Source organism: Planotetraspora kaengkrachanensis, from assembly GCF_016862895.1.
Taxonomy (GTDB): domain Bacteria; phylum Actinomycetota; class Actinomycetes; order Streptosporangiales; family Streptosporangiaceae; genus Planotetraspora; species Planotetraspora kaengkrachanensis.
Genome location: NZ_BONV01000026.1, coordinates 98,953 through 110,896 on the forward strand (window position 1 = coordinate 98,953; position 11,944 = coordinate 110,896).

Genomic DNA, 11,944 nt, shown 5'->3' on the forward strand with positions numbered 1-11,944 from the left:
AAGCCGGTGGCCGTGGAGGTCGCCAGAGACGAGCTTTACCAGGTCATCGAGGTACGGCTCAACACTCCCATCCTTGAGCGTGCGCTGACGCACCGCTCCTACGCCTACGAGAACGGCGGACTGCCCACCAACGAGCGCCTGGAGTTCCTCGGCGACTCGGTGCTGGGCCTGGTGGTCACCGACACCCTGTACCGGGGCCATCCCGACCTGCCGGAGGGGCAGCTCGCGAAGCTGCGCGCCGCGGTCGTGAACATGCGGGCGCTCGCCGACGTGGCCAGGACCCTCGGCCTCGGCAAGTACCTCAGGCTCGGACGCGGGGAGGAGGGGACCGGCGGCCGGGACAAGTCGTCGATCCTCGCCGACACGCTGGAGGCCCTGATCGGCACCGTCTATGTCGACAAGGGCCTGGACGAGGCGTTCCGCGTGGTCCACCTGCTCTTCGACCCGCTGATCACCCGGTCGGCGTCGCTGGGCGCGGGGCTCGACTGGAAGACCTCGCTGCAGGAGCTGACCGCCGCCGAGATGCTCGGCGTCCCGGAGTACCACGTCGACGAGAGCGGGCCCGACCACGCCAAGTCGTTCGTGGCCGCGGTGCGCGTGGGCGGCCGGCAGTACGGCACGGGCGCCGGGCGCAGCAAGAAGGAGGCCGAGCAGCAGGCGGCCGAGGCGGCCTGGACGGCGATCCGCGCGCTCAGGGACGCCCGCGAGGGCGCGGGGCTCGGCCAGTCCTGACGGCTCGCCGCAGATCGTGGCCCGGGACCGACAGGTGATCCGGGCTCGGGCACGAGGGGAGGAGCGGGATGCCTGAACTGCCCGAGGTGGAAGTGGTCCGGCGCGGCCTGGCCAGTTGGGTCGCGGGGAGGACCATCGCGTCGGCGGAGGTCCTGCATCCCCGTGCGGTCCGGCGGAACGCGGGAGAGCTCCCCGACCAGCTCAAGGGCAGGACCATCCTGTCCGCCGAGCGCCGCGGCAAGTATCTGTGGCTGCCGCTGCACGACAGCGCGGCCGATGACGCCCGTGGTGTGAGCGGTGACGCCGCTGAGCCGCCTGTGGCCGCGGAGGCGCTGCTCGCCCATCTTGGCATGAGCGGCCAACTGTTAATGGTGGAGCCGCTCGCGCCCCTGGAGAAGCACCTGCGCGTCCGGCTCGGCTTCACCGACGGGGGCCCGGATCTCCGGTTCGTGGACCAGCGCACGTTCGGCCACCTCCTGGTCGCCCCCATGGTCCACATGTCGCCGAGGTCCGTTCCCGAGCCGATCACGCACATCGCGGCGGATCCCCTCGAGAGCGCCTTCGACGACGCGGAGTTCGCGAACCGACTGCGGCGGCGCCATACCGGGATCAAGAGGGCGCTCCTCGACCAGTCGCTGATCAGCGGGGTCGGCAACATCTACGCGGACGAGGCGTTGTGGCGTGCGCGGTTGCACTGGGCCCGCCCGACGGAGACGCTCTCCCGCCCTGCGATCGCGGAGTTGTTGTCGGCGGTCCGCGAGGTCATGTCCGAGGCGCTCGGCCAGGGCGGCACGTCCTTCGACAGCCTCTACGTGAACGTCAACGGCGAGAGCGGCTACTTCGACCGGTCACTCGCCGTGTACGGCAGGCGGGACGAGCCGTGCCCCCGATGCGGGACCGCGGTCCGGCGCGAGGCGTTCATGAACAGGTCGTCCTACAGCTGCCCGAAGTGCCAGCCGACGCCGAGAAACGCCAGGCCATGACGGATCCCCGCCCAACGGCCGCCGGGATCGGCCAGCTACTGTGAACGTGGTGAGGTTGACGGCGTGGGTCCGGGGCCGGGTGCAGGGGGTCGGCTTCCGCTGGTGGACACGCGCGAGGGCGCTGGAGCTCGGCCTGGTGGGCTGGGCGGCCAATCTCGCCGACGGCAGAGTCGAGGTCGTGGCCGAAGGGCCCCGGGAGTCGTGCGAGAGGCTTCTGGAGCTGCTGCGCGGGCCCGACACGCCAGGTCAGGTGGAGGGGGTGGTGGAGCGCTGGAGCGACGCCAAGGGAAGTATGGCGGGGTTTGTAGAGCGATAGGGCTTCCCTCAAACCACCCAAATGCGGTATATTTACCTACCGAGAGTGCCCACTGGCAGGTCTGTACGGAGCGTTCAGCTTGACCGCCTCCATTGCCGGTGCGACTCTTGAGAGGAACCACGCGCACCCCTCCCGCGGCAATGAAGTGCGCGAACCAGTCTGGTCACTCAGCGTGGAGGACCCTTTACTATGGCGAAGGCTCTACTCGGCCACGTCGGCGGTCCTGACCCTCGAATGGTCTCGGAAATGCGCCGTCTCCAGCAGCGCATCCGGGATCTGGAGGCAGAACTAACCCGGCTCCAGGCACAGAACGACGCGCTATCGGCGCAAACTCGTGAAGAGACCCTGGTCCGGCTGCAGGATCGCGAGCCGGCCCTCACTTGAGGGACCGGCGCAAAAGAAGGATTGTCAGGGACGCCCGCAAAGGCGTCCCTTGTCATTTGTGGAAACCGTTCGTCCGCCATTAATTCGCCGGCCAAGTGTCCACAAAGTCCATTTTTGTGCTGAGTGGTAGTTCCATCGGTGATTCGTCGCTGACGTCGGGTGTTCTCTGAACCGTCCCGGACGTCCTCACGCCGGCGGCCGGCCGGCGGATCCACGCGACCGTCCCAGGCCTGACCGGCTTTCGCCGGGGCAGTATGCCTCGTTGCCGGGGACCGCGTCACCACAACCGGTGTCATGGGGTCTATCCGACGTCTCGGCACTGCCGGGACCGGTAGTCTTCCCCGATAAGTCTTGCGTCATGGAGGGGGCCGCGTGTATCTGAAGACGCTCACCCTGCGCGGCTTCAAATCCTTCGCCTCCGCCACGTCCCTGCGTTTCGAGCCCGGCATCACCTGCGTGGTCGGCCCCAACGGCTCAGGGAAGTCCAACGTCGTCGACGCCCTCGCCTGGGTCATGGGCGAGCACAGCGCCAAATCGCTGCGCGGCGGCAAGATGGAGGACGTGATCTTCGCGGGCACCTCGAGCCGCCCGCCGCTCGGCCGCGCCGAGGTGACGCTGACCATCGACAACTCCGATGGCGCGCTGCCGATCGACTACACCGAGGTGACGATCAGCCGGCTGATGTTCCGGTCGGGGCAGAGCGAGTACGCCATCAACGGCGACACCTGCCGCCTTCTCGACATCCAGGAACTCCTGTCCGACTCCGGCATCGGCCGTGAGATGCACGTCATCGTCGGCCAGGGCCAGCTCGACCAGGTGCTCCACGCCGGCCCGGAGGAGCGCCGCGCGTTCATCGAGGAGGCCGCCGGCGTCCTCAAGCACCGCAAGCGCAAGGAGAAGGCGCTTCGCAAGCTCGACGCGATGCAGGCCAACCTCACCCGTGTGCAGGACCTGGCCACCGAGCTGCGGCGCCAGCTCAAACCGCTGGGACGGCAGGCGGAGATCGCCCGCAAGGCGGCCGTCATCCAGGCCGACCTGCGCGACGCCCGGCTGCGCCTGCTCGCCGACGACGTCGTGAACCTGCGCGAGGTCCTGCAGCGCGAGGCCGCAGACGAGGCGGCCGTCATCGCCAGGCGCACCCAGGTCGAGACCGAACTGGCCGACGGCCAGCGCCGGGAGGCCGAGCTTGAGGCCGCGGAGAACGACGCCCAGCCCCGCCTGAAGGCCGTCCAGGAGACCTTCTACCGCCTGTCCGCCCTCAGAGAGCGGCTCCGCGGCGTCGAGAGCCTCGCGGCCGAACGGGGACGGCACGCAGCCGACGCCGCCTCGATCGAACGCCGCGGCCGCGACCCGGAGGACCTCGAGCGTGAGGCCGCCGAGATCCGGGAGCAGGAACAGGCGCTGTCCGACGAGCTCGACGAGGCACGCGACCGGCTGGAAGCCGCCGTTGAGATCCGCGCCGAGGCCGAGGAGTCCCTCGCCGCCGAGGAACGACGCCTGTCCGTCGCGGCCCGTGCGGCCGCCGACCGGCGCGAGGCGCTCGCCAGGCTCCGCGGTCAGGTCGAGTCCGCCAGGAGCCGAGCCCGCGCAGCCGGCGACGAGATCGGCCGCCTGACCAAGGCCGTGGAGGACGCGCACCACCGGGCCGAGCGGGCGCAGGCCGACTGCGACGCGCACGAGCTCGGCGAACCCGCGGCCGACCCGGAGCTGGTCGCCGAGTTCGAGGCTGCCCAGGAGGGCGTCGACCTCGCCAGGGCCGCCGTCGAGGTGGCGCGGGATGTGGCCGAGCAGGCGGAGACCGCCGTACAGCAGGCCAAGGCCGCCGCCTCCGCGCCGCGTGAGGCGCTCGGCGCCGCCAAGTCGGCCGTCGGCACGGCACAGGCCGCCGACCAGGAGTCGCAGCGCGCCGTCGCCGCGCTCCGGGCACGGCGCGAAGCGCTGGAGATGAGCCTCGCCGGAGGGATCGACGGGGCCGCCGCGCTGCTCGGCGCCGACCTTCCCGGCATCCTCGGCCCGATCGCCACCATGCTGACCGTCCGGCCGGGGGCCGAGGCGGCCGTCGCCGCGGTCCTCACCGCCGACGCCGTCACCGTCGACTCCCTGAACGCCGCCGTGGCCGCCCTCGAGCACCTGCGGGTCGCCGAAGGGGGCAGGACGGCGCTGCTGATCGCCGGCGACGGCCAGGCCCTCCCCGCACGGACGGCCGTCGACGGAGCGGAATGGGCCTGTGACCTGGTCACCGTGCCGGAGGCGCTCAGGGCCACCGTCGACGTCCTGCTGGCGGACGTGGTCGTCGTCGACGATCTCGCCGCCGCGCGGAAGGTCGTCGAGGCCGACCCGAGCCTGCGGGCCGTCACGCGCTCGGGAGACGTCCTGGGGGCACACTCCGCGCACGGCGGTTCCGGAAGTGTGGCGTCGCCGCTACAGATGCGGGCCGCGCTCGACGAGGCCGCCGCCGACCTCGCCGCCGCCGAGACGGGTGCGGAGACCCACGCGGAGGCTCTGGAAGAGGCCGTGGCGGCCGAGGAGGAGGCCCAGCTGGCGGTCGACGCCGCGCAGACGCGCGTCGCCGAGGCGCAAAACGGTCTCACCATGGCGCAGAACGGCATCAACAGCGCACAGACCGGGCTGAACGCGGCCCAGTCCGTGCTCGACCGGCTACGCGGACGACAGCGGGACGCCGACCAGAAGGCGGCAGCCGCCGCCAAGGAACTCGCCCGGCTCGAAGCGGCCGTCAAGGCCGCCCAGGACGAGGCCGCCCGCCTGGCGAGAGCCGTACAGGACGGCGAACAGGCCCGCGAACTGGCCCAGGCGGCGGTCACCGAGCTGGAGGAGCAGCTGGCCGAGGCCGAATACGCCCAGGAGCTGGAGGCCGAGCCGACCACCGACACGCGTGACGAGCTCGCGACCGGAGCCGGGGTGGCGCGCCAGGCCGAGATGGAGGCCAGGCTCACCGTCAGGACGTCCGAGGAACGCGTCAGGGGCATCGCCGGCCGTGCCGACGGGCTGATGCGCGCGGCCAGGCGCGAACGGGACGACCGCGCCCGTGCCGCGGCGCAGCGAGAGCGGCGCCGCAGGCAGGCCGAGGTCGCCGCCGGCGTGGTCGGCGCGGCGCAGATCGCGCTGAAGGCGCTGGAATCCTCGCTCACACGGGCCGCACAAGAGCGCGACGAGGCGGAGCGGGCACGCGGCGAGATCGACGCCGAGCTCAAGGCGGTGCGGCTCCGCGTCCGCGCGCTCAGCGCGGAACTCGACACCCTGGTCAACCGCGCACATGGTAGCGAGATGGCCAGGACCGAGCAGCGCCTGCGGCTCGAGCAGATGGAACAGCGGGCCCTGGAGGAGTACGGCGTCGAGCTGGAGCCCCTCATCTCCGAGTATGGGCCGAGCGTCCCCGTGCCCGGCGACCCTCCCGTGCCGTACGTCCGCGAGGAGCAGGAGAAGCGCGCCAGAACGGCCGACAAGCAGATGACCCAGCTGGGCAAGGTCAACCCGCTCGCGCTCGAGGAGTTCGCCGCGCTCGAGGAACGGCACACGTTCCTCAGCTCGCAACTCGAAGACCTCAAGAAGACCCGCAGAGACCTCCTGCTCGTCGTCAAGGAGGTCGACGACCGGGTCGAGCAGGTCTTCTCCGCGGCCTACGAGGACGTCGCCCGGGAGTTCTCCCAGATCTTCGAGCGGGTCTTCCCCGGCGGCGAGGGACGCCTGCTGCTGACCGACCCGTCCGACATGCTCACCACAGGAGTCGAGGTCGAGGCCCGCCCGCCGGGCAAGAAGGTCAAGCGGCTGTCGCTGCTGTCCGGTGGCGAACGGTCCCTCACCGCCGTGGCGTTCCTCATCTCCATCTTCAAGGCCCGCCCGTCGCCGTTCTACGTGATGGACGAGGTCGAGGCCGCCCTCGACGACACCAACACCCAGCGGCTGCTGACCCTCTTCGAGGAACTGCGCCAGAGCTCGCAGCTCATCGTCATCACCCACCAGAAGCGGACGATGGAGATCGCCGACGCCCTGTACGGAGTCTCCATGCGCGGCGACGGCGTCACCCAGGTGGTGAGCCAGCGCCTGCGCGAGCACGCGTGACATTGGCGCTGTGTTTGATTGCGCTCGCTTCGCTCGCGCGGGCTCGGGGCGCCTAGAGGCCGCGTCTTCCCTCGTCGTTCGGGGTCGCTCGTTCCTCGCTTCCCGCTCACTCCTCAGTCCAGACACGGCCGCGCCCCTCGCGTGGTGGCTGAGGTCCGTACCCGACCATGTCCAGACACGGCCGCGCCCCTCGCGTGGTGCCCGGATGATCCTTGTGGTCGGCCGGGGGCATCTGACGCGGTTTGGTGACCGGAGCAGTGCGGTGTGTCTGGGAAACTGCATTTGTGGATGGTTACCTCGGCGTCATCGTGATCGTGGCCGTCGTCGCCGTACTGGCGATCGGTGGCCTGTTCCTGTACTTCCGGCCCAAGGCCAAGGAGCGCCCCACGGTGGAGGCGCCTCCGGCGCCGCGCGCCCCGGGCGTCGAAGAGCCGCAAGGCGGCGGCCTTGGCGACCAGGAAGGCGGCGTGACCACGACGCTGCCCCCGCCGGCGCCCGCCGAGGAGCTCGTCAAGGCACCGGAGATCGAGATCCCGCCGCCGTCGGCGGGCAGGATGGTACGGCTGCGCGGGCGCCTGGCCCGTTCACAGAGCGCGTTCGGCAGAGGACTGCTCGAACTGCTCTCGAGGGACCGGCTCGACGACGACGTCTGGGACGAGATCGAGGAGAACCTGATCACCGCCGACGTCGGCGTGGCCCCGACCCGGGCCATCGTCGAGGATCTCCGCACGAAGGTGAAGGTCCTCGGCACCAGGACGCCGACCGAGGTCAGGGCGATGTTGCGCGAGGAACTGCTCACCCAGATCGCCCCCGAACTCGACCGCACCCTGCACGTCCGGCCGCACGGTGAGCGTCCCGCGGTGGTCCTGGTCGTCGGGGTCAACGGCACCGGCAAGACCACCACGTCGGGCAAGCTCGCCCGGGTGCTGATCGGCGACGGGAACAAGGTCGTCCTCGGCGCGGCCGACACGTTCCGCGCGGCGGCGGCGGACCAGCTCCAGACCTGGGGCGACCGGGTCGGGGCCGCCGTGGTCCGCGGGCCGGAGGGCGGCGACCCCGCGTCCGTGGCGTTCGACGCCGTGGCGAGGGGCTTCGAGGACCACGCGGACACCGTCATCGTCGACACCGCCGGACGTCTGCACACCAAGACCGGCCTCATGGACGAGCTCGGCAAGGTCAAGCGCGTGATCGAGAAGCGGGCGCTGGTCGACGAGGTGCTCCTGGTCCTCGACGCGACCACGGGCCAAAACGGCATGCGCCAGGCTCAGGTGTTCGCCGAAGTTGTCAACATCACCGGCATCGCGCTGACCAAGCTGGACGGCACCGCCAAGGGCGGCATCGTGATCTCGGTTCAGCGTGAGCTGGGTGTCCCGGTCAAGCTCGTGGGGCTCGGGGAGGGCCCCGACGACCTGGCGCCGTTCGACCCCGAGGTGTTCGTCGACGCCATCCTGGGCGACTGACGGCGCCCCTCGTCGCGGGGCCTGGGCGGCCCCGCGACCGGAGGGCTCAGCTCCGCATGAACTGGCGGAGGTCGGCGAGGTGGGGCTCGATGTCGATGCCCTTGTCGGCCAGCCATCGATCGTCGCCGTAGGTGTCGCGGTAACGCTCGCCGCCGTCGCAGATCAGCGTGACGACGCTTCCCTGCTCACCCCGGGCCCGCATCTCCTTGACGATCTCCACTGCCGCCGCGATGTTGGTGCCCGTCGAGCCGCCGACGTCCCGGCGGGTGACCTCCTTCACCCAGTGCATGGCGGCGATCGACACGGCGTCGGGCACCTGGGTCATCCGGTCGATCACGGTGGGCAGGAACGACGGCTCGACGCGGGGCCGTCCGATCCCCTCGATACCCGAACCGGGGCCGGTGGTGAGATCGTCTCCCGAGATCCACGAGGGGAAGAACGCAGAACCTTCGGGGTCGGCGACGCACAGCCGGGTCGAGTGACGGCGGTACCTGATGTAGCGCCCGACGGTGGCGGACGTGCCGCCCGTGCCCGCCCCCACCACGATCCACGCAGGCTCCGGGTGCCGCTCGTGGGTCATCTGCTGGAAGATGCTCTCGGCGATGTTGTTGTTGCCCCGCCAGTCGGTCGCCCGCTCCGCGTAGGTGAACTGGTCCATGTAGTGGCCGCCCGTCACCCAGGCGAGCTTCCTGGACTCCTCGTAGATCGCCCCGGGGTCCTCGACGAGGTGACACTTGCCGCCGTAGAACTCGATGATCTCCCGCTTCTCCGGCGACGTGGTGGCCGGGATCACGGCGATGAACGGCAGCCCCAGAAGCCGGGCGAAGTAGGCCTCGCTGACCGCGGTCGACCCGCTGGAGGCCTCGATGATCGTCGTCGTGGGGCCGATCCACCCGTTGGCCAGGCCGTACAGAAAAAGCGAGCGGGCGAGCCGGTGTTTGAGTGAACCGGTCGGGTGCACCGACTCGTCTTTCAAGTAGAGGTCCACGCCCCAGTGAGAGGGGAGGGGGAACACATGCAGGTGGGTGTCACAACTGCGGTTCGTGTCGGCTTCCACGGCCAAGATGGCGTCGGCGGCCCAAGCCCGGGTGACGGGATCATGCCGGTTCACGTGTTTCATGCCGATACTGTAGCGAGTGAGGTTTGCCACACTTTACTCCGGATTGAGGCTGGAGTGTTACGCTACTGAGATTCGTCCGGCCCGCACGTGACCTGCCCGTGCCGGGCGCCCGGCCTGAGCGACCCCGCTGAACAGGTGAAACATTTAACACCATGCTTACGGTTCGGCTGGGACGATGTCCCGGGACCGCAAATGAACCAGGCCTTCTCGCATGGGTCGATGCCGGACGGGTAACGGGGGAGAAGTTCCGTAGGGGGAAGAGATGATCTCGATGACTGAAGAGCAGCGACACGCGTGGTTCGAACGCGACGTCGTCCCGGTTACCGGTCAGCTCTACGCGTCCGCCATGCGGCTCACCCGTAACCCGGCCGACGCGGAGGACCTGGTCCAGGAGACCGTGGCGAAGGCCTACACCTCTTATCACCAGTTCCGTGAAGGCACGAACCTCAAGGCGTGGCTGCATCGGATCCTGACCAACAACTTCATCAACGACTACCGCAAGAAGCAGCGCTCGCCGAAGCTCTCCGCCGCCGAGGACATCGAGGACTGGCAGCTCGCCGCCGCCGAGTCCCACACCTCGACCGGCCTGCGCTCGGCTGAGAACGAGGCGCTCGACCAGCTGCCCGACAGCGTCGTGATGGACGCCCTGCGCTCCCTTCCAGAGGAGTTCCGCATGGCCGTCTACCTGGCCGACGTCGAGGGATTCGCCTACAAGGAGATCGCCGACCGGATGGGCACCCCCATCGGAACGGTGATGTCCCGGCTGCACCGCGGCCGAAGGCAGCTTCGCGGAATGCTCGAGGGCTACGCGCGTGAAGAAGGCGTGGTCCGGGTACCCGAGCCCGCCGTGGCCGCCTGAGATCACCTCCTCCTCCGCGGTTCTCCCCGGTACGGCTGTCGCATCGCGGCAGCCGTACCTGTGTGTCCGGGGTCAGGCGGCGGCGATGAGGGCGATGGCCCCGAGCGCGAAGCCGACCCCGGTGATCTGTACCGGGCTCAGCCGTTCGCCGAGCACGTAGCGCGCCAGCAGGAGGGTGCTCGCGGGGTAGAGCGACACGAGGACGGCGACCAGGCTGAGCAGGCCGCGCTGCGCGGCGAGGAGATAGAGCACGTTGGCGGCCATGTCGAGCAGCCCGGCTGCGAAGGTCACGCGCAGCGTCCCCGGCATGGGGCGCAGGCTCCTGTGCGTCACGACCGCGAGCAGCGCGACCAGCACGATCGACGCGATGCGCGCGCCGAGGAGCGGCCACACGCCCGAGTCCTCCGGGGCCAGCTTCAACAGGATGAAGAAGCCGCCGAACCCCGCGCCCGAGGCGAGGGCGTTGAGGATCGAACCGATCCGGGATCCTCTCGCCGGCTCGTTCGGTGACCGGCTGACCAGGGTCACGGCGAACAGGCCGAGAACCACGCCGACGAGCGCCAGCGACGACGGGCGCTCGCCGGTGATCAGGCCGAAGATCACCGGAACCGCCATCGAGGCGGTGGCGGTGGTGGGAGCTACCACCGACATCACACCGGTGGCCAGGCCTCGGTAGAACATCACGATGCCGCAGGCGCCGGCCACGCCCGAGGCCATCCCCCACAGCAGGGCCGCCGGGCTGGGCGAGCCCGGCAGGACGGCGAGCAGCGGCGCGATCAGCAGCAGCCCTCCGGCCTGCGAGAGCAGGACGACCGCGAGCACGCGCGAGCGCCTGGTGGCGAGACCTCCGAAGAAGTCGGCCGTCCCGAAGATCACCGCGCACACCGTCGCGAGTACAGCCGCTGTCACCTGATCGCCATCCAAATCGACATCATGAGAGTGCAATGGATTGTATATGTGAATCACTAGACTGTACTCATGCCGGATCCGGAGATCCTCGCCGCCGCCATCGCGGCCAACGTCCGAGGGCAGCGCGCCCACCGTGGGATGACACTCGACGAGCTCGCCGCACGGTCGAACGTGAGCCGCGGCATGCTCATCCAGATCGAGCAGGGCAGGACCAACCCCAGCGTGAACACCCTCAGCCGGATCGGCGACGCGCTCGGCGTGACCGTCGGACGGCTCGTCGAGGTCTCGGACACCCCCGTGGTGCGGATCGTCCACGCGGACGACATCGTGACGTTCGAGCACGGCGGAGGCGGCTCGGCGCGACTGCTCGTCGGCACCGACGCCCCCGCGATCCTCGAGTTGTGGGACTGGCGGCTCGGCCCGGGTGAGCTGCACGACGGCGACGCGCACCCCGCCGGGACCCGCGAGATGATCACGGTCCTCGACGGTGAGCTCACGATCAGCCTGTACGGCAAGAGCCACGTCGTGGGGACGGGTGACGCGGTCGTCTTCAGCGCCGACCGCCCGCACCGATACGCCAACGAGGGCGACGTGCCGCTCCGGTTCGTCATGGTGGTCACCGAGCCCGCCGAACGACTTGATGACTGACGGGTACGGCTGCGCGGTGACGCTCCGGAGTCTCATGATTACTCCATGAGTGTGCGAGGGCCGGCTCAAGGTTGGGTACATCCCTTTTTGTGTGCGTCTCTTCGGCGACGGATCGTGAGCGTCCAGCGGCGGGTGGTGGCGGGTGAGTGAGTCGCAGGCCGCGCTTGAGAAACTCCGCGCGGAGCTCGCCGTGCTCGGGGTTCCCGACGCGTACGAGATCGGTGATGAGGTGACCCTCTCGGTCTGGATCGGCCTGGTCGTCAGCTTCCGGGAGGGTCTTTACCGTTGGCGTGAGGGTGCCGTGAAATGCCGGCACCTGGGTACGGACCCTGTCGGATGCGCCATCCGGGTCGCCCGGCGGTACGCCGAGCTCAGGGCACACGAGCCGCCCTGGTGGGAAGACCTGGCCAAGGTTCTCCGGGGGGAAGGGGTCAAGGAGCATCCGTAGCTGCC

11 protein-coding genes are annotated in these 11,944 nt (G+C 69.9%); 9 read left to right on the forward strand and 2 right to left on the reverse strand.

Going from position 1 to position 11,944, the window contains the following annotated elements; all coding sequences use genetic code 11:
• The first annotated feature begins 12 nt into the window (after positions 1–12).
• The 6 genes from rnc (at position 13) to ftsY (ending at position 7,955) form a co-directional block, all read left to right on the forward strand.
• On the forward strand, positions 13–732 hold the full coding sequence (rnc, locus tag Pka01_RS25520; RefSeq protein WP_373318187.1) for a ribonuclease III: 720 nt from the start codon (positions 13–15) through the stop codon (positions 730–732).
• 68 nt (positions 733–800) lie between these two features.
• Positions 801–1,715, forward strand: a complete 915-nt coding sequence (mutM, locus tag Pka01_RS25525) for a bifunctional DNA-formamidopyrimidine glycosylase/DNA-(apurinic or apyrimidinic site) lyase (RefSeq protein WP_203885405.1) — start codon at positions 801–803, stop codon at positions 1,713–1,715.
• Positions 1,716–1,755: 40 nt separating this feature from the next.
• Entirely contained in the window at positions 1,756–2,031 is a 276-nt protein-coding gene (locus Pka01_RS25530) for an acylphosphatase (RefSeq protein WP_203885406.1), read from the forward strand.
• Positions 2,032–2,220: 189 nt separating this feature from the next.
• Positions 2,221–2,415 carry a hypothetical protein gene (locus Pka01_RS40910; protein ID WP_204075660.1) on the forward strand — a complete coding sequence of 65 codons (195 nt, stop codon included), beginning with the start codon at positions 2,221–2,223 and terminating at the stop codon, positions 2,413–2,415.
• Positions 2,416–2,787: 372 nt separating this feature from the next.
• A complete protein-coding gene (locus Pka01_RS25535) occupies positions 2,788–6,495 on the forward strand; it encodes a chromosome segregation SMC family protein (protein WP_203885407.1) in 3,708 nt (1,235 codons plus the stop codon).
• A 284-nt stretch (positions 6,496–6,779) separates the two neighbouring features.
• Complete coding sequence (gene ftsY / locus Pka01_RS25540) at positions 6,780–7,955, forward strand: signal recognition particle-docking protein FtsY (RefSeq protein ID WP_203885408.1); 1,176 nt, start codon at positions 6,780–6,782, stop codon at positions 7,953–7,955.
• Between the two features lie 46 nt (positions 7,956–8,001).
• On the opposite strand, the gene Pka01_RS25545 is transcribed toward ftsY, so the two are convergent.
• Positions 8,002–9,075, reverse strand: a complete 1,074-nt coding sequence (locus Pka01_RS25545) for a PLP-dependent cysteine synthase family protein (RefSeq protein WP_203885409.1) — start codon at positions 9,073–9,075, stop codon at positions 8,002–8,004.
• A gap of 262 nt (positions 9,076–9,337) precedes the next feature.
• Between Pka01_RS25545 and Pka01_RS25550 the strand changes: the two genes are divergently transcribed.
• On the forward strand, positions 9,338–9,934 hold the full coding sequence (locus Pka01_RS25550) for a sigma-70 family RNA polymerase sigma factor (RefSeq protein ID WP_203885410.1): 597 nt from the start codon (positions 9,338–9,340) through the stop codon (positions 9,932–9,934).
• A gap of 72 nt (positions 9,935–10,006) precedes the next feature.
• Here Pka01_RS25550 and Pka01_RS25555 read toward each other — a convergent pair whose 3' ends face one another.
• The gene (locus Pka01_RS25555) at positions 10,007–10,843 is read right to left on the reverse strand and encodes an EamA family transporter (RefSeq protein WP_203885411.1); all 837 of its coding nucleotides are present in this window, start codon (positions 10,841–10,843) and stop codon (positions 10,007–10,009) included.
• Between the two features lie 69 nt (positions 10,844–10,912).
• On the opposite strand from Pka01_RS25555, the gene Pka01_RS25560 reads away from it, so the two are divergent.
• Together Pka01_RS25560 and Pka01_RS25565 are read left to right on the forward strand one after the other, a co-directional pair.
• Entirely contained in the window at positions 10,913–11,491 is a 579-nt protein-coding gene (locus Pka01_RS25560) for a helix-turn-helix domain-containing protein (protein WP_203885412.1), read from the forward strand.
• Positions 11,492–11,633: 142 nt separating this feature from the next.
• A complete protein-coding gene (locus tag Pka01_RS25565; RefSeq protein ID WP_203885413.1) occupies positions 11,634–11,939 on the forward strand; it encodes a hypothetical protein in 306 nt (101 codons plus the stop codon).
• Positions 11,940–11,944 lie beyond the last annotated feature (5 nt).